This is a genomic window from Bacillus hominis, assembly GCF_018332515.1.
Taxonomy (GTDB): domain Bacteria; phylum Bacillota; class Bacilli; order Bacillales; family Bacillaceae_G; genus Bacillus_A; species Bacillus_A hominis.
This window is the reverse complement of sequence record NZ_BOQD01000043.1, coordinates 1-20,345: the sequence shown is the minus strand read 5'-3', so window position 1 is coordinate 20,345 and position 20,345 is coordinate 1. Positions and strand designations below refer to the sequence as shown.

At 35.6% G+C, this 20,345-nt stretch carries 18 protein-coding genes and 1 pseudogene; 14 read left to right on the top strand and 5 right to left on the bottom strand.

Features of this window, described 5'->3' with window-relative positions:
- Positions 1 to 33 precede the first annotated feature (33 nt).
- The 8 genes from rbsR to inhA2 all read left to right on the top strand — a co-directional run bounded on the left by rbsR (position 34) and on the right by inhA2 (position 9,176).
- The gene (rbsR, locus tag KI356_RS06045; protein WP_002116186.1) at positions 34 to 1,005 is read left to right on the top strand and encodes a ribose operon transcriptional repressor RbsR; all 972 of its coding nucleotides are present in this window, start codon (positions 34 to 36) and stop codon (positions 1,003 to 1,005) included.
- A 13-nt stretch (positions 1,006 to 1,018) separates the two neighbouring features.
- Positions 1,019 to 1,915: a ribokinase gene (gene rbsK / locus KI356_RS06040; protein WP_212935049.1), complete on the top strand. Its 897-nt coding sequence runs from the start codon at positions 1,019 to 1,021 to the stop codon at positions 1,913 to 1,915.
- Entirely contained in the window at positions 1,912 to 2,307 is a 396-nt protein-coding gene (gene rbsD / locus KI356_RS06035) for a D-ribose pyranase (protein WP_128282822.1), read from the top strand. Before rbsK ends, rbsD begins: the two co-directional genes overlap by 4 nt.
- Positions 2,308 to 2,325: 18 nt before the next feature.
- Positions 2,326 to 3,810, top strand: a complete 1,485-nt coding sequence (gene rbsA, locus KI356_RS06030) for a ribose ABC transporter ATP-binding protein RbsA (protein ID WP_128282823.1) — start codon at positions 2,326 to 2,328, stop codon at positions 3,808 to 3,810.
- A 3-nt stretch (positions 3,811 to 3,813) separates the two neighbouring features.
- Positions 3,814 to 4,749: an ABC transporter permease subunit gene (locus tag KI356_RS06025; protein WP_212935048.1), complete on the top strand. Its 936-nt coding sequence runs from the start codon at positions 3,814 to 3,816 to the stop codon at positions 4,747 to 4,749.
- A 14-nt stretch (positions 4,750 to 4,763) separates the two neighbouring features.
- Positions 4,764 to 5,687, top strand: a complete 924-nt coding sequence (rbsB, locus tag KI356_RS06020) for a ribose ABC transporter substrate-binding protein RbsB (protein WP_128282825.1) — start codon at positions 4,764 to 4,766, stop codon at positions 5,685 to 5,687.
- Between the two features lie 38 nt (positions 5,688 to 5,725).
- The gene (gene fsa / locus KI356_RS06015; RefSeq protein ID WP_000667669.1) at positions 5,726 to 6,373 is read left to right on the top strand and encodes a fructose-6-phosphate aldolase; all 648 of its coding nucleotides are present in this window, start codon (positions 5,726 to 5,728) and stop codon (positions 6,371 to 6,373) included.
- A gap of 409 nt (positions 6,374 to 6,782) precedes the next feature.
- Positions 6,783 to 9,176, top strand: a complete 2,394-nt coding sequence (gene inhA2, locus KI356_RS06010) for a M6 family metalloprotease immune inhibitor InhA2 (RefSeq protein ID WP_212935047.1) — start codon at positions 6,783 to 6,785, stop codon at positions 9,174 to 9,176.
- A 352-nt stretch (positions 9,177 to 9,528) separates the two neighbouring features.
- Here the strand turns inward: inhA2 and KI356_RS06005 are convergent, their stop codons facing one another.
- Positions 9,529 to 10,707 carry an MFS transporter gene (locus KI356_RS06005; protein WP_212935046.1) on the bottom strand — a complete coding sequence of 393 codons (1,179 nt, stop codon included), beginning with the start codon at positions 10,705 to 10,707 and terminating at the stop codon, positions 9,529 to 9,531.
- Positions 10,708 to 10,932: 225 nt separating this feature from the next.
- On the opposite strand from KI356_RS06005, the gene bdhA reads away from it, so the two are divergent.
- From bdhA to KI356_RS05980, 5 genes are all read left to right on the top strand, one after another.
- Entirely contained in the window at positions 10,933 to 11,985 is a 1,053-nt protein-coding gene (bdhA, locus tag KI356_RS06000) for a (R,R)-butanediol dehydrogenase (RefSeq protein WP_002116204.1), read from the top strand.
- Between the two features lie 119 nt (positions 11,986 to 12,104).
- Positions 12,105 to 12,449 carry a potassium channel family protein gene (locus KI356_RS05995; protein WP_002116206.1) on the top strand — a complete coding sequence of 115 codons (345 nt, stop codon included), beginning with the start codon at positions 12,105 to 12,107 and terminating at the stop codon, positions 12,447 to 12,449.
- Positions 12,450 to 12,713: 264 nt separating this feature from the next.
- A complete protein-coding gene (cerA, locus tag KI356_RS05990; protein ID WP_002116209.1) occupies positions 12,714 to 13,565 on the top strand; it encodes a phospholipase CerA in 852 nt (283 codons plus the stop codon).
- Between the two features lie 321 nt (positions 13,566 to 13,886).
- Positions 13,887 to 15,059 carry an amino acid deaminase/aldolase gene (locus KI356_RS05985; protein ID WP_128282829.1) on the top strand — a complete coding sequence of 391 codons (1,173 nt, stop codon included), beginning with the start codon at positions 13,887 to 13,889 and terminating at the stop codon, positions 15,057 to 15,059.
- Positions 15,047 to 16,360 (top strand): D-arabinono-1,4-lactone oxidase, encoded by a 1,314-nt coding sequence (locus tag KI356_RS05980; RefSeq protein ID WP_212935045.1) that lies wholly within the window; start codon positions 15,047 to 15,049, stop codon positions 16,358 to 16,360. The genes KI356_RS05985 and KI356_RS05980 overlap by 13 nt, the downstream gene beginning before the upstream one ends.
- A gap of 7 nt (positions 16,361 to 16,367) precedes the next feature.
- Here the strand turns inward: KI356_RS05980 and KI356_RS05975 are convergent, their stop codons facing one another.
- Positions 16,368 to 17,519, bottom strand: a complete 1,152-nt coding sequence (locus tag KI356_RS05975; protein ID WP_212935044.1) for a VanZ family protein — start codon at positions 17,517 to 17,519, stop codon at positions 16,368 to 16,370.
- Between the two features lie 171 nt (positions 17,520 to 17,690).
- Between KI356_RS05975 and KI356_RS05970 the strand changes: the two genes are divergently transcribed.
- Positions 17,691 to 17,894: a hypothetical protein gene (locus KI356_RS05970; RefSeq protein ID WP_002116219.1), complete on the top strand. Its 204-nt coding sequence runs from the start codon at positions 17,691 to 17,693 to the stop codon at positions 17,892 to 17,894.
- A gap of 38 nt (positions 17,895 to 17,932) precedes the next feature.
- Here the strand turns inward: KI356_RS05970 and KI356_RS05965 are convergent, their stop codons facing one another.
- The 3 genes and pseudogenes from KI356_RS05965 to KI356_RS05955 form a co-directional block, all read right to left on the bottom strand.
- Complete coding sequence (locus KI356_RS05965; protein WP_212935043.1) at positions 17,933 to 18,220, bottom strand: antibiotic biosynthesis monooxygenase family protein; 288 nt, start codon at positions 18,218 to 18,220, stop codon at positions 17,933 to 17,935.
- A 338-nt stretch (positions 18,221 to 18,558) separates the two neighbouring features.
- Positions 18,559 to 19,371, bottom strand: coding sequence for an undecaprenyl-diphosphate phosphatase (locus tag KI356_RS05960; RefSeq protein WP_128282832.1), 813 nt, complete (start codon positions 19,369 to 19,371; stop codon positions 18,559 to 18,561).
- A gap of 132 nt (positions 19,372 to 19,503) precedes the next feature.
- Positions 19,504 to 20,345 (bottom strand): annotated as a pseudogene (locus KI356_RS05955) (methyl-accepting chemotaxis protein); the annotation flags it as partial.

The window sequence follows — 20,345 nt, the reverse complement described above, 5'->3', positions numbered from 1 at the left end:
GTAAACGGTTACATGAAATGAGGAGAAAAGAGAATGAGTACGATTAAAGACGTTGCAAAATTAGCAGGGGTATCTGTTGCGACCGTTTCCAGAGTGTTAAATAAAAATGGATATGTTCATGAGGATACATTAAAGAAAGTAGAGCGAGCAATTGAAATGCTAGATTATAAGCCTAGTACAGTAGCACGTTCTTTATATAATAAAAAATCTCGTTTAATTGGCTTAGTTGTTCCGAATATCGTGAATCCATTCTTTCCAGAAGTTGCACGTGCCGTAGAAGATGTAGCACATAAGCAAGGTTACACAGTTGTCCTTTGTAACTCTGATGAAAGTTTAGAAAAAGAGAAACAATACATTGATGTACTTAGACAAAATAATGTGGATGGGTTTATTGTGGCAACGAATCCACAAAATAGTGTTAATTACATGAATTTGTCTATTCCAGTTGTTGCGATTGACCGTATGTTTAATGAGCGCATTCCTACTGTATATGCAGATAACTATGCAGGGAGTCAGGCGGCGACAAAGTTATTAATAGACAAAGGTTGTAAACATATTGCACATATTCGCGGACCACGTGATGTGAGCACAGCTAATGAACGTTTTGAAGGTTTTGTAGACGTTATTACGCAAAAAAATCTTTCTTATATGATTGCAGAGAGTACATTCGATCCAGCTAATAGTGAACAGGTCGCGGTGGAATTATTGGAAGAATATCCGCATATTGATGGGATTGTTGCTGGGAATGATTTAATTGCAATCGGTATTGTAAAGGCTGCCTTGCAAAAGGGAATTTCTATTCCAGACGATTTACAAATTATCGGATTCGATGGAATTTCTTTAACAGAAATGATGTATCCATCTATTACAACTGTTGCACAGCCAATTTATGAAATGGGGAAAATTGCAACAGAATTGTTGTTAGAGCAGATGAAAGGCAATCCATTAGAAGAGAAACACTATCGTTTACCGATTGAAATTATAGAACGAAATACAACGAAGTAAGGAGATGAGACAGATGCCAAATATTGCAGTAGTAGGTAGTATTTCAATGGACTTAGTGGCTGTTTCAAAAATACGGCCGAAAGCAGGAGAAACGGTAATTGGTGAAGCGTTTCATACGATCCCAGGTGGAAAAGGAGCCAACCAAGCAGTTGCTGCAGCTAGATTAGGAGCAAATGTAGCGATGGTTGGTGCAGTAGGAAATGATGATTACGGAACAGTAGTTAGAAAAAATTTAGAGAATGAACGAGTTTTTATCGACTATGTGGTACCGGTTACAGATAGAACGACAGGAATCGCTCATATTGTTTTAGCAGAAGAGGATAACAGTATTGTTGTCGTACAAGGAGCAAATGCTCTTGTAAATGAGTCGATTGTAGATCGTTCAAAAGACCTTCTTGTAAAAGCAGATATGGTTGTTCTTCAACTAGAGATTCCGCTTGAAACAGTAAAATACGTTCTGTCTATTTGTGAGGAGAATAAAATTCCAGTTATGTTGAATCCGGCTCCAGCACAAATCTTATCAGAAGATATTTTAGAAAAAGCGACTTATATTACGCCGAATGAACATGAATGTCGCATCGTTTTAAATGATTTTACATCACCAATTGAAGAGTTGCTTGCGAAATATCCAAATAAGTTATTGATGACGGAAGGGTCTAACGGTGTTCGATTCCATAACGGAACGGAAGTTGTTCAAGTTTCAAGTATTGCTGTAGATGTAGTGGATACGACTGGGGCTGGTGATACATTTAACGGCGCGTTAGCAGTTGCGCTTTCTGAAGGAGAAACACTTCAAAAGGCTATTCGTTTTGCAAATATTGCTGGTGGTCTTTCTGTAACGAAACTTGGGGCACAGGGCGGTATGCCAACGAGAGATAGAGTACGTGAAGTGCAGGTGATTATCGGATGAAAAAGCACGGTGTATTAAATAGCGAAATCGCTGCAGTCCTTGCTTCACTTGGACATACAGATACGATCGTAATTGCTGATTGCGGGTTACCTATTCCTGATGGAGTAAAACGAATCGATTTAGCAGTAGAAATTGGAAAACCTAGCTTTTTAGACGTATTACAAGTAGTTGCTGATGATATGGCAATTGAAAAAGTGACATTAGCAGAAGAAGTCATTACAAATAATGAAGAAGTAAATAAAGAAGTTGAGATGCGATTAATAGAGCCTGCATTTGAATATGTGTCTCATAAGGAATTTAAAGAGCATACAAAGAGAGCAAAGGCGATTATTCGTACTGGAGAAGCAACGCCTTACGCGAATGTTATTTTACATGCAGGAGTGATTTTTTAACAAAGGGATGTGATGAGAATGCACATTGAAATGAAAAATATTTCAAAAGCGTTCAATAGTAATCCTGTTTTGAAAAACGCGGAGTTTACGATTGAAACAGGAGAAGTCCATGCATTGATGGGGGAAAATGGAGCAGGGAAATCGACGCTCATGAAGATTTTAACAGGTGTATATAAAAAAGACAGTGGAACAGTCACAATTGATGGACAAGAACGAACTTTTAAAAATGCGAAAGAAGCAGAAGAATATGGTATTGCATTTATCCATCAAGAGTTGAACATATTACCGAATTTAACGGTGGCTGAGAATATGTTTCTTGGAAAAGAGTTAATGTATGGGAAAACGGGGATTTTACGTACGCGTCAAATGAATGCGATTGCCCAGCAGCAATTGGGGAACCTTGGTCTACAAGTGAAAGGCGCTATGCTAGCAGGTGAATTATCTGTTGGACAACAGCAAATTATTGAAATTGCTAAAGCATTAATGACAAAGGCGAGCGTTATTATTATGGATGAACCTACAGCAGCATTAACAGATCGCGAAATTGAAACGCTGTTTATTGTTATTAATAAATTGCGTAAAGAGGGCGTTTCATTCGTTTATATTTCACACCGGATGGAAGAAATTTTTTCAATATGTGATGCTATTACGATTTTGCGTGATGGAGAATATGTAGGGAAAAGATTAATTCCGGAAACGTCATTTGATGAAGTAGTTAGCATGATGGTGGGTCGCAGTATTGGTGAACGTTATCCAGAACGAAATAGTCAAATTGGCGAAGTGATTTTTGAAATGCGTAACGGAACGAAAACAGGGAAATTTGAAAATGTTTCGTTTCAAGTTAGAAAAGGTGAGATCCTTGGTGTTGCGGGCTTGATGGGAGCTGGTCGCACAGATATTATGAAAGCAATATTTGGATATGAACCGCTTGATTCAGGACAAATTTTTATGAATGGACAAGAAGTAAAAATTGATAGTCCAATTGATGCGATTAGACAACGAATTGCCTTTATTACAGAGGATAGAAAATCTGAAGGGCTTGTGTTAGATTTTTCGATTCGTGAAAATTTAGCTTTACCAAATTTAGAAAGTCTTTCAAAGGGAAGCGTTGTTAATAAAGGTTTAGAACAGCAATTTACAGAGGATATGATGAAGCTTCTCAATGTGAAAGCAGCAAACGGAGAGCAATCTGTAAAATCTCTTTCTGGTGGAAATCAGCAAAAGATTGTAATTGCAAAATGGTTAGGTATTCATCCGCAGTTACTCATTTTAGATGAACCAACAAGAGGTGTAGACGTTGGGGCTAAAAAAGAAATCTACTCTATTATGAATAAGCTTACCGAGCAAGGAGATGCCGTTATTATGGTATCGTCTGAGCTTCCAGAAGTTTTAGGAATGAGTGATCGTGTTCTCGTCATTCATGAAGGGAAAATCGCTGGTATTTTAGAGAAAGATCAGGCATCGCAAGAGTCTATTATGGCACTAGCTACAGGGGGAGAGTAAGATATGGCTAAGAAGGGGAATGTATTACAACAACTTGGTTCTTTAATCGGTTTAGTGTTAATTATCGTAGTAATTACAGCTTTAAATCCAGCATTTATTGAACTTCCAAATTTATTTAATATACTGCGCCAAGTATCGATTAATGCACTTATTGCATTTGGAATGACCTTCGTTATTTTAACTGGGGGTATTGACTTATCGGTAGGTTCTATTTTAGCATTATCAAGTGCACTTGTTGCCGGAATGATGGCAAGTGGCATGGATCCGTTCCTTGCGATGGCAGTTGGATTATTAGCAGGTCTTGTAATGGGGATTGTAAACGGTATCATTATTGCGAAGGGAAAAGTAGCTCCATTTATTGCGACTTTAGCAACAATGACTATTTTTCGCGGGTTGACGCTTGTTTATATGGACGGACGTCCGATCACTGGTCTTGGTGATCATTTAATGTTCCAAATGTTTGGCCGTGGTTATTTCCTTGGTATTCCTGTGCCAGCCGTTACAATGATGATCGCTTTTGCAGTACTGTACTTTATTTTAAAGAAAACAACGTTTGGTCGCCGTACATTTGCGATTGGTGGAAATGAAGAAGCGGCAGCTTTATCAGGTATTAATGTTACGAGAATTAAAGTAATGATTTACGGTCTTTCCGGGGTTTTGGCAGCGCTTGCAGGTATTATCTTAACATCAAGATTAGATTCTGCACAGCCAACTGCTGGTACTTCTTACGAATTAGATGCAATTGCTGCAGTTGTACTAGGAGGAACGAGTCTTTCTGGTGGAAGAGGATGGATTGTTGGTACACTCATCGGTGTGCTTATCATTGGTGTGCTAAATAATGGTTTGAATTTATTAGGCGTATCTTCTTTCTTCCAACAAGTTGTAAAAGGACTTGTAATCTTATTAGCTGTACTAATTGATCGTCGAAAAGAAGCGTAATGGAGGGACAATTCATGAAAAAATGGTTACTGATACTCGTTGCATGCATCATGGTAGTTACTGCTGGTTGTTCAATGGAACCACCAGAATGGGCAAAGGATTCTAGCGATAAAGGTCGAAATAAAACTATTAAAGTTGGATTTTCTGTTTCAACTTTAAATAATCCATTTTTCGTCACGTTGAAAAAAGGTGCAGAAAAGAAAGCGAAAGATAGCGGCATTGAATTAATTGCTGTTGATGCACAAAATGATGCAGCGAAGCAAACAAACGATGTTGAAGATTTAATTCAAAAAGGTGTCGATGTAGTTGTTATTAATCCAACCGATTCAGATGCTGTTGCTTCAGCGGTAAGTGCAGCTAATGCAGCTAATGTTCCTGTTATTACAGTAGACCGAGTTGCGAATTCAGGTAAAGTTGTTTCTCACATTGCGTCCAACAATGTTGAAGGTGGTCAAATGGCTAGTGATTACATTCGGGAATTAGTTGGTGAAGGAACAAATGTTGCTGAGTTAGAAGGAATCCCTGGATCGTCTGCTGCTCGTGAGCGTGGGAAAGGATTCCATAACGTAGCGGATAAGTCTTTAAAAGTAGTAGCAAAACAAGCAGCTGATTTCGATCGTGCAAAAGGGTTATCCGTTATGGAAAATATTTTGCAAGCAAATGGCGATATAAAAGCAGTGTTTGCTCATAACGATGAAATGGCATTAGGCGCACTTGAGGCATTAAAATCTGCTGGCAAAACAGATGTGGTTGTTGTTGGGTTTGATGCAACAGACGACGCTGTAAAAGCGGTTAACGATGGGCGCATGGCAGCAACAGTCGCTCAAAAACCGGAATTAATCGGAGAGAAGGCGATGGAAACAGCAAAAGAGATAACACAAGGTAAAAAAGTGGACAAATTTATTCCGATTGAATTGGAGCTTATTAAGAAAAAATAAATAAATATAAAATGAAAATTAGGAAGGAAGAATAACAAATGAAATTTTTTATTGATACAGCAAACATTAACGAAATTAAAGAGGCAAATGCATTAGGTGTAGTAGCTGGAGTAACGACAAACCCATCACTTGTAGCAAAAGAAGGCGTAGATTTCCATGAGCGTATTCGTGAAATTTGCAGCTTTATAGAAGGACCTGTAAGCGCAGAAGTAATTAGCTTAGAAGCTGATAAAATGATTGAAGAAGGAAAAGAATTAGCAAAAATCGCTCCAAACGTTGTTGTAAAAGTTCCAATGACAACAGAAGGCTTAAAAGCAGTAAAAGCATTCTCTGATTTAGGAATTCGTACAAACGTTACACTAGTATTCTCAGCAGTTCAAGCATTACTTGCAGCTCGCGCTGGTGCGACATACGTTTCACCATTCTTAGGTCGTCTAGATGATATCGGTCATAACGGTATGGACTTAATCCGCCAAATCGCAGAAATCTTTGCAATTCATGGCATTGAAACAGAAATCATTGCAGCATCTGTACGCCACAGTGTTCACGTAACAGAAGCAGCATTAAATGGTTCACATATTGCAACAATTCCAGCAAACGTAATTGCTTCATTAGTGAAGCACCCGTTAACAGATCAAGGAATTGAGAAATTCTTAGCTGATTGGGAAAAAACACAAGAGAAATAATAGAAAATCGAGAATCCTAGTTTAATTGACTAGGGTTCTTTTTTTATTTAAAAGAATTTTCATGCAATTTTGCATATTGTCTTTTAAATTTGTTATATAAGCTATTTAATATATATCAAATCACTTTTTATTTTTCATATTTCGACATAAAGTGAAACTTTAATCAGTGGGGGTTTTGTTCATTCCCCACTGATTATTAGTTCGCACCAATCGGGGTCTTGCTGCCCACAAATAGCGGGATAAAAAGATAGAGGGTCTAACCAGAAAACTGGAGGGCATGATTCTATAACAGAAAGCTTAACGTTTATAGAATTATGCCTTTTTATATAGGGAGGGCAGAAAGTAGGGATTTCGATTTAAATGCACTTATTTATCTGAATTTTAAGTTTTATAAAAGGAGAGACAGAGGATGAAAAGAAAAGTTCCATTTAAAGTACTATCAACGTTAGCAATTGCGGCAACTATCGGATGCACATCTGTAATGAGTGCTCCGTTAGCATATGCAGAAACGCCAGCAAAAGAAAGTGTGTCTACAACGCCAATTGATCATAATTTAATTCAAGAAGATCGTTTAGCGGAAGCGTTGAAAGAAAGAGGAGCAATTAATCCAGCATCATCTAAAGAAGAGACGAAAAAGGCTGTAGAGCAATATATTGAAAAGAAAAAAGGGGATCAGGCAAATAAAGAAATTTTGCCAGATGATCATACACAAGAAACATCGGATTTCGTGAAAAAAGTAAAAGAGAAAAAAATGGAAGAAAAGGAAAATGTAAAGAAAAACGAAAAAAATGTTAACCCTGAGCAAAAGCCGGAACCAAATAAAAAGCAATTGAATGGACAAGTTCCAACTTCTAAGGCAAAGCAAGCTCCGTATAAGGGATCTGTGCGATCTGATAAAGTATTAGTGCTACTCGTTGAATTTAGTGACTATAAACATAATAATATTGATCAAACACCAGGTTATATGTATTCGAAAGACTTTAGTAGAGAGCATTATCAAAAGATGTTGTTCGGTAAGGAGCCATATACATTATTTGATGGTTCAAAAGTAAAAACGTTTAAACAATACTATGAAGAACAGTCTGGCGGCAGTTATACGACAGACGGATATGTAACTGAATGGCTAACTGTCCCAGGGAAAGCTGCTGATTACGGGGCTGATGGTAGCAGTGGTCACGATAATAAAGGTCCAAAAGGCGCGCGTGACTTAGTGAAAGAAGCTTTACATGCAGCTGCTGAGAAAGGGTTAGATTTATCTCAGTTTGATCAATTCGATAGATATGATACAAATGGCGATGGGAATCAAAATGAACCTGACGGTGTAATTGATCATTTAATGGTAATCCATGCTGGTGTTGGCCAAGAAGCTGGTGGTGGTAAATTAGGTGATGATGCGATTTGGTCACATCGTTCAAAATTAGCAACAGATCCAGTAGCGATTGAAGGTACAAAATCAAAGGTAGATTACTTTGGTGGAAAAGTAGCAGCGCATGATTACACGATTGAACCAGAAGATGGAGCAGTAGGTGTGTTTGCACATGAATTTGGACATGACCTTGGTTTACCAGATGAATATGATACGAAATATACTGGCACTGGCTCACCCGTTGAAGCTTGGTCATTAATGAGTGGAGGTAGTTGGACAGGGAAAATTGCAGGAACAGAGCCGACTAGTTTTTCACCACAAAATAAAGACTTTTTACAAAAGAATATGGGTGGCAACTGGGCAAAAATATTAGAAGTAGATTACGATAAAATTAAGCATGGTGTAGGAGTTCCTACATATATTGATCAAAGTGTTACAAAATCAAATCGTCCAGGTGTTGTACGTGTCAATTTACCAGATAAGAGTATTGAAACAATTAAGCCTGGGTTTGGAAAGCAGGCATACTATAGTACAAGAGGCGATGACATTCATACGAAATTAGAAACACCGTTCTTTGATTTAACGAAGGGGACAAATGCAAAGTTTGATTATAAAGCGAATTATGAATTAGAAGCTGAGTGTGATTTCATCGAAGTACATGCTGTAACTGAAGATGGAACAAAAACATTGATTGATAGATTAGGAGAAAAGATAGTACAAGATGATAAAGATACAACAGATGGGAAATGGATTGATAAATCATACGATTTAAGTCAGTTCAAAGGGAAGAAAGTTAAACTACAATTCGACTATATTACAGATCCAGCTTTAACATATAAAGGTTTTGCAATGGATAATGTAAATGTAACAGTTGATGGACAAGTAGTATTTTCAGATGATGCAGAAGGACAAGATAAAATGAAATTAAATGGATTCGTTATTTCTGATGGGACAGAAAAGAAACCTCAGTATTATTATTTAGAGTGGAGAAACTATGCTGGGTCAGATAATGGATTAAAAGCGGGAAGAGGTCCGGTGTATAATACAGGTCTTGTCGTTTGGTATGCAGATGATAGCTTCAAAGATAACTGGGTTGGGGTGCATCCAGGTGAAGGATTCCTTGGTGTTGTAGACTCTCATCCAGAAGCATTAGTTGGCAATCTAAATGGGAAACCAGCTTACGGTAATACTGGAATGCAAATTGCAGACGCTGCATTTTCATTTGATCAAACGCCAGCATGGAGTGTAAATTCATTAACACGTGGACAGTTTAATTATACTGGATTACAAGGTGTTACAACATTTGATGATTCAAAAGTATACAGTAACAAACAAATTGCTGATGCAGGACGAAAAGTTCCAAACCTTGGTCTTAAATTCCAAGTTGTTGGACAAGCAGAGGATAAGTCTGCAGGTGCTGTTTGGATTAGACGTTAATAAAGTGAAACTTTAATCAGTGGGAGTTTTGTCCCTCCTCTACTGATTATTAGCCCACACCAATCAAGATAAAATAAAAGCACATTCTTCATATGAAGAATGTGCTTCTTTATTTGTACAGTACGTTATTATTTTAGCTCATGTAATACAACTATTGATTCATGTATAGTGTATCAAATTATGAGGGGAAAGGAAATATTTCCGAGGAAATTGTCGAAGTAGCGTCGGTATTTATTCAGTTTCTTTCTTAAATGAAGAAGGTAGTATTGATTTTATACATAAGTTTATTTACAGTATTACTTGGTTATGCACAAAAGTAATATATATTAGGCGAAAAAAGACAATGATGAAATTAACCCATCATTGTCTTTTTTACTTTGCCTTTTACTTTGCTTTTTATTTTGCTTCTTACATAAATCATTCCAGCAAATGTTAATAAGAATGCAGTTCCGATAACAAAGCTAGCGCTAGGTGATGCCCCGATTGCTCCAACTGTAAAGGAACCAGCAACAACTCCTAATGAGAAGAATGCATAAAACAATCCGAATGCTTTCCCACGGTTACCATCTGTCGTATTTTCAACAAGTAAAGCATTAATTGCTGGGAAGAGGATAGCGAATCCAATTCCATAAATCATCATAACGATAAAGAGCATGCTTTTTGTTGCAAATAATCCGAGTAGAGATAATGCTAGTGCCATTACTGAAATCCCAATTAGCATTAGTTTTGAACGATTAAATCGATCGTAAATGCGATTTGTTGGCAGTAAGAAGAAGAGGATAGCGGTAATTCCGAATACACTTAACATCATGCCTGTTGTAGATGCTTTAAGTGCTAACGCCTCAACTTTTACTGGTAACATATAAGTGACAATCCCTTGTGAAAACATTAGTGTGAAAGCACCAATATATGCTTGTAATAACGGTTCTGATTTCAATAGTTCAATCATATCTTTTTTGTTCATCATTTGTGTTCTTGATGTATCTTTTCTTGATACGTTATTTGGTAAGAAGAATAGAGATACGATTGTACCAAGGGCCATTAAAATAGAAATCGTAATGAAAACCCACTCTATACCAGCTGTTGCTTTCATAATGCCGCTGAAAGCAGGTCCTACGATTGCCGCTGTTCCAACAGCAGCACCAGATAGAGCCATTGCCTTACCTTGCCGTGCTGAATTTGTTTGCTTTGATAAAAACGTAAAGGCAGCAGGAATTAAAAATCCGTCACTAAAACCGTGCATAAAGCGCACAACTAATAGTTGTTCACCACTTTGAACAACGGTGTATAACAAGACTATGAAACTCGTAATTCCCATGCTTATATAAAGGATTTTTTTTGCGCCAAATTTATCGACAGCGGCTCCGGCAATAATATTACCGATCATATTAGCGAATGAGTACATACCGACAACTAGCCCGATAACAAGAGGGGTTCCTCCAAGACTTTGAGCGAAAGTACTCATAATAGGTAATTGTGAAAATGTATCTAAAAACGCTACGATAACAATAAAGTAAATAAAATATTTCAAGTGATATTCACCTCTCCTATGCTATTATGGCATAATGCTAATTTCAACCGCAATGAAATTGAATTAACAGATGTGGAAAAAAGTACAAAGTGACAAAATATTGAACGTTATTTGTTAAAAATTAGTGGAAATGAGATTGTTTTTTTGAAATATATGGATGAAAGTACTATAATAGATTTGTAAACTTCACCAAGTTAAGTATATACATAGAGAGGGATGTATAAAATGAAAGCATTACTTTGGCATAATCAACGTGATGTACGAGTAGAAGAAGTACCAGAACCAACTGTAAGACCAGGAGCAGTTAAGATTAAAGTTAAATGGTGTGGTATCTGCGGGACAGACTTACATGAATATTTAGCAGGTCCTATCTTTATTCCGACAGAAGAACATCCATTAACACACGTAAAAGCACCGGTTATTTTAGGTCATGAGTTTAGTGGTGAGGTAGTAGAAATTGGTGAAGGAGTTACATCTCATAAAGTGGGAGACCGCGTTGTTGTAGAACCGATTTATTCTTGTGGTAAATGTGAAGCTTGTAAACATGGACATTACAATGTTTGTGAACAACTTGTTTTCCACGGTCTTGGCGGGGAAGGCGGTGGTTTCTCTGAATATACAGTAGTACCAGAAAATATGGTTCATCATATTCCAGATGAAATGACGTATGAACAAGGGGCGCTTGTAGAACCAGCAGCAGTAGCAGTTCATGCAGTACGTCAAAGTAAATTAAAAGAGGGAGAAGCTGTAGCCGTATTTGGTTGTGGTCCGATTGGGCTTCTTGTAATCCAAGCAGCAAAAGCAGCAGGAGCAACTCCTGTTATCGCAGTGGAACTTTCTAAAGAACGTCAAGAGTTAGCGAAATTAGCAGGTGCGGATTACGTATTAAATCCAGCTACTCAAGATGTATTAGCAGAAATTCGCAACTTAACAAATGGCTTAGGTGTAAATGTTAGCTTTGAAGTAACAGGTGTTGAAGTTGTACTTCGTCAAGCGATTGAAAGTACAAGCTTTGAAGGCCAAACTGTAATTGTTAGTGTATGGGAAAAAGATGCAACAATTACTCCGAACAACCTTGTATTAAAAGAAAAAGAAGTTATCGGTATTCTTGGATATCGTCATATATTCCCAGCTGTTATTAAATTAATTAGCTCTGGCCAAATTCAAGCAGAGAAATTAATTACGAAAAAAATTACAGTGGACCAAGTTGTTGAAGAAGGCTTTGAAGCGCTTGTAAAAGATAAAACGCAAGTGAAAATTCTTGTTTCACCTAAATAATATATAATAGAAGAAAGTAGCCCTTTTCTAGAAATAGAAAAGGGCTACTTTTTTTCTATAATGAAAGGTGATAGACTTTCCTTTAACTAAAGGTATTTTTGTTTGGAAGGGGAAGTCCAATGCTTTCATTTATGTTGACATTGAAACGGATGTTAAGAGCCTGTTTACGAGCGCGGAAAGATAAAGAATTTCAAGTGTTATTCGTATTAACAATTTTAACATTAACATCGGGTACGATTTTTTATAGTACAGTTGAAGAATTACGTCCTCTTGACGCTTTATATTTTAGTGTGGTCACATTGACGACTGTCGGTGATGGAAATTTCAGTCCTCAAACTGATTTTGGGAAGATATTTACGATATTATACATATTTATCGGGATTGGATTAGTGTTTGGGTTTATTCATAAATTGGCAGTGAATGTGCAACTGCCGAGTATATTATCGAATAGAAAAAAAGAGTAAAGCATGTAATTGCTTTACTCTTTTTTTACATTATTTTAGATAAGCATTTGCAGTAGCTTAATAATACTTTATTACAATGTAAGTGCATTCATTCATTACGTTCACTATGTATAAAGTTATAGTGATATGAACATTTGCATATTTTGATTTAATAATAGAAATTCGATGAAAGGTGGGATATTCTAATCATAGGTTAACCGAAAGACATCGTAGGATCTTAACAAAATATTTACTATAACTTAATTATAAAATGGAGGATTTCAGATGAAAAAGAAAGTTCTTGCTTTAGCAGCAGCAATTACGTTAGTAGCTCCGTTACAAAGTGTAGCATTTGCACATGAAAATGATGGAGGAAATAGAGTGCAAATTATTCAGTATTGGTCTGCTGAAGATAAACATTCAGAAGGTGTAAACTCTCATTTATGGATCGTGAATCGCGCAATTGATATTATGTCTCGTAATACGACAATTGTAAAACAAGATCAAGTTGCGCTATTAAATGAATGGCGTACAGATTTAGAGAACGGTATTTATTCTGCTGACTATGAAAATCCTTATTATGATAATAGTACATTTGCATCGCATTTCTATGATCCAGATGATGGAAGTACATATATTCCATTTGCAAAACAAGCAAAGGAAACGGGAGCAAAGTATTTCAAACTAGCTGGTGAGTCATATAAAAATAAAGATATGAAACAAGCATTCTTCTATTTAGGGTTATCTCTTCATTACTTAGGAGATGTAAATCAACCGATGCATGCAGCAAACTTTACGAATATTTCTTATCCACAAGGATTCCACTCTAAATATGAAAACTTTGTAGATACAATTAAAGATAACTATAAAGTAACGGACGGGAATGGATATTGGAATTGGAAGGGTATGAACCCTGAAGATTGGATTCATGGGGCAGCGGTGGCTGCGAAGCAAGATTACCCTGGAATTGTAAATAGTAATACGAAAAGTTGGTTTGTAAAAGCTGCTGTATCACAAAGTTATGCCGACAAATGGCGCACTGAAGTTACACCAACAACAGGTAAGCGCTTAATGGATGCGCAACGCGTAACGGCTGGATATATTCAGCTTTGGTTTGATACGTACGGAAATCGTTAAGTATTGGAGAAAGGTCAAATCTCAGAATAGAGTATTTGGCCTTTTTATAACCATACAATACATGAAAGGTGGTACTTAGCTTTTGGATGGGTCTAGCAGCTTTATATAGTGGGTCTTCCGTTCAAGCAGAAATGTCCACAAATGAAAATGATACATTAAAAGTGATGACGCACATTATCCAGTAGAGGCGACTATTTCTATGAAGTAGAGTAGTCTTAAAAAAGTTTCTTCGTGAAGAAGAAACTTTTTTTATTTGAAAACAGGAAAATCATTCTTTCTTTCCAATATGTATAAGACATATATAGAAGAGGAGAGAAAAATGTGGATAGAGGAATTTTTAAGGAAGTTCCATTACCGTGTGCATTTTTAGATGAAGTGGCTTTAGAGAGGAATATTCAATCGATTATAGAGTTAAGTGGAGATAAGAAGATCCGTATAGCGAGTAAATCATTACGATCTGTTCCAATTATGAAACGAATTTTAGCTGCAAATGATCGATTTCAAGGTATTATGTGTTTTTCACCTAGAGAAGCTTTGTTCTTAATAGAACAAGGATTTAATGATTTGTTGTTAGGGTACCCTGCTTATGATGAACGAGCTTTACATGAAATTAGTTTACTAACAAAACAAGGTTTCATTATTACATGTATGGTGGATTGTGAAGAGCATATTGTTTATTTAGAAAAAATTGCTGAGAAGTCTAAAGGGTGTTTTCGCGTTTGTTTGGATATTGATATGAGTAGTCGTTTTTTAAAATTTCATTTTGGTGTACATAGATCCCCAGTAAAAAATGGGCAAGACGCTTTGAAAATAGTAGAAAAGGTGAAGGAGTCATCATATTTAATACTAGATGGTGTAATGGGATATGAAGCTCAAATTGCCGGGGTGGGGGATCATATACCGAATCAATGGATGAAAAGTAAAGTGATTTCGTATTTAAAGAAAAAATCAGTGCTAGAAGTTACAAAAAGAAGGGGACATATCGTAAAAGAAATCCAAAATCTTGGTATTGAACTAAGGTTTGTAAATGGAGGAGGAACAGGTAGTATAAAAACAACTGAGCAAGATAATTCAGTTTCCGAGATTACAATAGGTTCTGCTTTTTATTCTCCAAAACTGTTTGATTATTATAAAGAAGTACAATTTCATCCAGCTGTCGGATTTGCTTTACCAGTTGTGCGCAAACCAGCTCCGTTTATTTATACTTGCCTCGGTGGTGGATATATTGCTTCAGGCGCAGTTGGTAAAGATAAAGTGCCTGAGGTTTGGAGACCAGGTGGCGCCAAACTATTAGCTTTAGAAGGTGCTGGTGAAGTGCAAACGCCAATTTTTTATAACGGTGAGGAACGAGTGAATATAGGAGATACTATATTGTTTCGCCATAGTAAAGCCGGGGAGTTATGTGAGCGTTTTTCTATGTTGTATCGTATTGAAGAGGGAGAGATTGTTGGGGAGTATTCAACATATCGGGGGGATGGGCAATGCTTTCTATAAAGGGACAAAAATGGAGAAATTGGACAGGGAATGTAGAAGGAACGCCGCATTATACGATGTATCCAAAAAGTATACAAGATGTAGTAGAAGTTGTGGGGCTTGCACGGGAAAAAGGAAAGAAAATTCGTGTTGTCGGTTCAGGGCATTCTTTTACACCTCTCGTGCAAACGGAAGAAATTTTAGTTTCTTTAGATGAATTGAAGGGCATTATGAATATTGATGCAGAGAAGATGACTGTTGAAGTGTGGGCAGGAACAAAGTTACATGATTTAGGGAAGTTACTTGAGGAAAAAGGTTATGCGCAAGAAAATTTAGGGGATATTGATTCACAATCTATTGCGGGAGCGATTAGTACGGGAACTCATGGGACCGGTGTTACATTTGGGAGTTTATCAACACAAGTTATAGAGATCACGGCAGTTTTATCAACAGGTGAGAGTATAGTTTGTTCAGAAACCAAAAACGTCGAATATTGGAAAGCATTCCAGTTGTCGCTTGGAATGCTAGGTATCATTGTAAAGATAAAATTGAAGGTTATCCGAGCGTATTCGCTCGTTTATGAAAGTGAAAAACAGTCATTATCTACTGTAATGAACAAGCTAGAAGAATATAAGAAAAATCGTCATTTTGAATTTTTCGTTTTTCCTTATTCAGATGAGGTGCAAGTGAAATTTACAAATGAAACAATGAGTAAAGAAAGTAATTTGAAATGGCATAAACTAAAGGTAGAGTTACTTGAAAATAGGATGTTCTCTTTGTTATCTAAAGGGTGTAAATGGTTTCCTTCTATAAGTAAAGGAGTAAGCCAATTATCAGCTAAGGCTGTACCAAATACAAAAATAATTGGTCCAAGCTATGAAGTGTTTGCTACATCACGTACGGTTCCATTTTATGAAATGGAGTATAGTGTTCCTTCAAAGTATATGAGGACTGTTGTAGAAGAAATTTCAAATCTTATTGAAAAGAAAAAGTATAAGGTGCACTTCCCAATCGAATGCCGCTATGTGAAAGGTGATGATATATGGCTCAGTCCAGCCTACGGAAGGGATTCAGCGTATATCGCTGTTCATATGTATAAAGGTATGAAATATGCTGCTTATTTTGGTGAAGTGGAGAAGATTTTTCTAAAGTATGAAGGGCGCCCACATTGGGGGAAAATGCATACGTTAACGTACGAAAAATTACAAAATATATATCCAGAATTGCATTCGTTTCTAAAAATGAGGAAGTCACTAGATGAAACAGGAATGTTTTTAAGCCCTTATACAGAAAAGTTATTTACGATTATGAAAAAAAGCTGACAAATTATTACTTGTCAGCTTTTTTTAGTATAATTGCATTTCTTGTTTGACTAATACGCTCGTAAAATAGTAACTTATCGCGGCTAAATACATGTAATAAAACATGAATAATAAATAGGCCGTTAATTACGAATTGGAATAACAATATAACTAGTAATACTAAAGGCTCTGTGAGATTTAATATAGAGCTACTAGAAAGAATATAATTGATTCCACCTAAAATAAAATAGAATATACCGTAACGGATGAATAGTTCCTTCATTGTAATACGATCTGACTTTCCTTTCACATAAATACGAAGCAATGCTTTCCCAATTGTTTTTCCGTTCGTAAAGTATGGAATGATAATAAAGTAAATAAAGATTGAACACGTAATGAAAATGAGTTCGTATATATTGGTGTAAGATTGAATATTAGAAATGAAGAAAGAATTTCCTTTGTTTTTAATGACAGGTACAACGATAGATAAGAAAATCCAATCAATTTGCATCGCGATAAGGCGACGAATGAATCCGACTGGTTTCGTTTCCAAATCAATACGACTATCTAACTCGTTTGCTTTCGGAAGGAAGTACGTAAATATTGGTGCAATGATAAAACCAATTACGCCACCTAGTGTATTTAAAAACAAATCGTCGATATCAAATAAGCGATATGCACAATTATAAATACCGTATAGTCCAGTCACTTGTGTTAGCTCGAAAAATAATGAAAGACAAAAAGAAATACAAATAGTCTGTAAGAAACTACGTCGGAAATAATAACGTAAGTAAATACCAAATGGAACGGTTAGTAGAACGTTAAAAGCGACTTGTAAAAACGCAGATTCCTTTAATAAATAGAAGTAGGTAGCTGGCTTCGTCAAAATTGCCGATGTATGATTACTAATCTCTTGTATGAAATAAAATGGTGAGAGTTGCATGTGCTGTGTATTAGCCGGTTGTAGGCTACAAGTATCATACGTTTGTGGTAATGGCAAAATAACAAGAAAATAGGCATTTAATAAGTAGAGTAATAATGAGTATAAAATAAATGAGCGCCATTTATTTAAATAACCGTATTTTCGATAATTAAATATTAAAAAAGGAATTAAGAGAAACATTGCCAAAATAGGGAATAAAATAAAAGCTGTTTTTACTGGAAATAAATATGCAGTCAAAATGAAGCTCCTTTCATTGAAAATTCGTTTATCATTATAGCGTTAAAAGGAGTGTAAAACAAAGTTAAAATAGTTCGAAATAGAAAAAATTACAAATTATACTTATATTAAGTTATATTGAATTTAATATAAGTATATTATGATAATATGAGTTGAGAGAGGGTACATGATATGCAATATGAGCTTTTTTCAGTAAGCGGGGATCATATTACAACTTTTGAAAGCACGTGGCGTTTTCAGGAGGGGGAACAGATTTTTGTTCATGATGATAATACAAAACGAAATTTTATTATTATTCGCTTAACACATGATTTATTTCAAAAAAATACACATGTTATTCGCTTGTATTGTCAGGAAAAGAAAGTTTATGTGTAAGGAAAACCTCTTACTGTATGGGGGCAGTAAGAGGTTTTTTATTGCATATAGGCAGCATTGGATTTTGAAGAAAGGATATAATTTTGTATTTGGTGTTTCCACGTTTCATCATTCTTTTTTTGAGAAAGCCATTTGTGATAATCTTGTTGAGTTTTCCATAGCATACGAACCATATATTCGGCACTATTATCTGTACGATGCATCTGTGGAAATTCTATGTTAATAAAGCCATGTGTTCCATATGACGGAGAATGCTGTTTAAGTGAATGAAATATTTCATTTTCATATCCATATTTTATATGAATAAGTTTAGTAACGATAAACATACGAACACCTCTTTTTCGATAGTAGTAAAAAAATAGGATAGAAGAGAGCAGTTTTACTTTATTTTCTTTATAGTAAGAAAAAGTAACGAGAATAATTAATATTATACTATTCGGAAAATTCAAAGTAAATAAAAAGCTTATTTAAAATGGAAATATAAAAAAGCAAGTCATCCTATTTAAATAGAGTGACTTGCTTTAAAGAGTGTTAACTATCATTTTATCCTGCTATTTGTGGGCAGTAAAACTTCCACCTTAAAATTCGGCCGGAGCAAAGAAGTTAGGTGGGAGATCAACTGCCCATAAAATCCCGATTGGTGAGGGCTGATTAAAGTTTCACTTTATAAGAAAATGATAGTTAGTAAACCTACGATAATACAGTAGAAAGAGAAATATTTTAAATTTCCTTTTGCCATAATGTTCATAAACCATTTTAATGAAATATATGTCATGATGAATGTTGCGATGAAAGCAACAATATAAGGTACAAATAATGTATCTAAATTTGGATCGTTTGCAATGTCTGTAATACTTAGCAATAAACCACCTAAGCTAACAGGAATGTATAGTAAGAATGAGAAGCGAAGAGCTGTTTCTTGCTTCATACCAAGTAACATTGCTGCTACGATTGTAGCACCTGATCGGCTTATACCAGGAATTAGTGCACAAGCTTGTGCTAGACCGACAATGATTGCATCTTTTATAGAAAGGTCACCATCATTTTTACGTCCACGTAAGTTTCGAATAATCCAAAGACCGATAGCGGTAATGAGAAGGGAAATCCCAACCATTTTCACACCTTTTAAATACTGATCGATATAATCTTTAAATAAAACACCAATTACACCTGCTGGAATGGTTGCAATAACAAGATAAATAATAAAGAAGAAATCTGATTTTGCATCTTCTGCTCTTGTGAATATATAAGATAGACCATTCTTTGTTAGACGAATTAGGTCATTTCTATAAATAAGTAATACAGCTAATAATGAAGCTGAATTAACAAGTAGCTCAAAGCTAAACCCTTCTATTTTTAGTCCTAGCAAATGTTGTGCTAAAACGAGGTGACCGCTTGAAGAAATCGGAATTGGTTCTGTTAGTCCTTGGAATAGACCAAGAATTAAATATTTCAAAATGTAATAAAATTGTTCCATAACATCCTCCTTGTGTATTAGTCGAAAGAAACAACTTTTTTATTATAACAAAAGAGAGAGCGAATATTGAGAAGAAAATAATATTCGAAATATAATAAAAATCCCCTATGACGTCATAGGGGATTTTCTGCATTATTGAGAAACTACTATTTCTTGAATACTGTTGATAATTGGACATCGACTTTTTCAGCATCATTAATATGGTTCATAATAGTAGTATTTAACTTTTGGAACATTTGTTGTGTGTTTGCAAATTCTCTTAATATATCATCATTACAAGATTTTTGGTTTTCGATAGCTTTAATAACATTTGTAGCGCCACTTTGTAGTGTTTGAATCATCATTAAAATATTTTCAATTCTAGCGTTAGTATCAGCGCTCATTTCTACACCTTCATCAACTAAATGTAAATTATCTTTTGTATTTTCATATGCTTTTTCAATTTCTTCTTGAATTTTTTTCGTTAAGTTACCGATATTTTTTGTACTTTCAGCTGTGCTTTCTGCTAGTTTTCTTACTTCATTAGCAACAACAGCGAATCCTTTACCGTGTTCTCCAGCACGTGCAGCTTCAATACTTGCATTTAATGCTAGTAAATTTGTTTGTGCTGCAATGTTTTGAATCACTTCTACAATTTGTTCAATTTCTTTAGATCGCTCACTTAAATGATTCATACTATTAGAGGTACGTTGAGATTGTTCACCTAATTTATTAATTACAATGAGTAAGCGATGAACTGATTCTTTTCCTTCATTAGAGCAATCAATGATTTCTTCAATAGATTGAATTAAGTTTTGCTCTTTTTGTAGCATTTCGTTATTTAATTCGTTGGAATGTGTAGTACGCATAGAAACATTTTCAAAGCATGCGTTCAATTGTTGAATTAAGTTTTGGAGTGTATGATGTTGGTTATTTACAAGTTCGTGCTCTTGCATAACGCTTTTTACACGATTATGGATAGAAGATATAATTTC

Coding starts and splice junctions, on each gene's coding strand:
- rbsR (WP_002116186.1), top strand. CDS start 34: ATGAGTACGATTAAAGACGTTGCAAAATTAGCAGGGGTATCTGTTGCG.
- rbsK (WP_212935049.1), top strand. CDS start 1,019: ATGCCAAATATTGCAGTAGTAGGTAGTATTTCAATGGACTTAGTGGCT.
- rbsD (WP_128282822.1), top strand. CDS start 1,912: ATGAAAAAGCACGGTGTATTAAATAGCGAAATCGCTGCAGTCCTTGCT.
- rbsA (WP_128282823.1), top strand. CDS start 2,326: ATGCACATTGAAATGAAAAATATTTCAAAAGCGTTCAATAGTAATCCT.
- KI356_RS06025 (WP_212935048.1), top strand. CDS start 3,814: ATGGCTAAGAAGGGGAATGTATTACAACAACTTGGTTCTTTAATCGGT.
- rbsB (WP_128282825.1), top strand. CDS start 4,764: ATGAAAAAATGGTTACTGATACTCGTTGCATGCATCATGGTAGTTACT.
- fsa (WP_000667669.1), top strand. CDS start 5,726: ATGAAATTTTTTATTGATACAGCAAACATTAACGAAATTAAAGAGGCA.
- inhA2 (WP_212935047.1), top strand. CDS start 6,783: ATGAAAAGAAAAGTTCCATTTAAAGTACTATCAACGTTAGCAATTGCG.
- bdhA (WP_002116204.1), top strand. CDS start 10,933: ATGAAAGCATTACTTTGGCATAATCAACGTGATGTACGAGTAGAAGAA.
- KI356_RS05995 (WP_002116206.1), top strand. CDS start 12,105: ATGCTTTCATTTATGTTGACATTGAAACGGATGTTAAGAGCCTGTTTA.
- cerA (WP_002116209.1), top strand. CDS start 12,714: ATGAAAAAGAAAGTTCTTGCTTTAGCAGCAGCAATTACGTTAGTAGCT.
- KI356_RS05980 (WP_212935045.1), top strand. CDS start 15,047: ATGCTTTCTATAAAGGGACAAAAATGGAGAAATTGGACAGGGAATGTA.
- KI356_RS05970 (WP_002116219.1), top strand. CDS start 17,691: ATGCAATATGAGCTTTTTTCAGTAAGCGGGGATCATATTACAACTTTT.
- KI356_RS05965 (WP_212935043.1), bottom strand. CDS start 18,220: ATGTTTATCGTTACTAAACTTATTCATATAAAATATGGATATGAAAAT.
- KI356_RS05960 (WP_128282832.1), bottom strand. CDS start 19,371: ATGGAACAATTTTATTACATTTTGAAATATTTAATTCTTGGTCTATTC.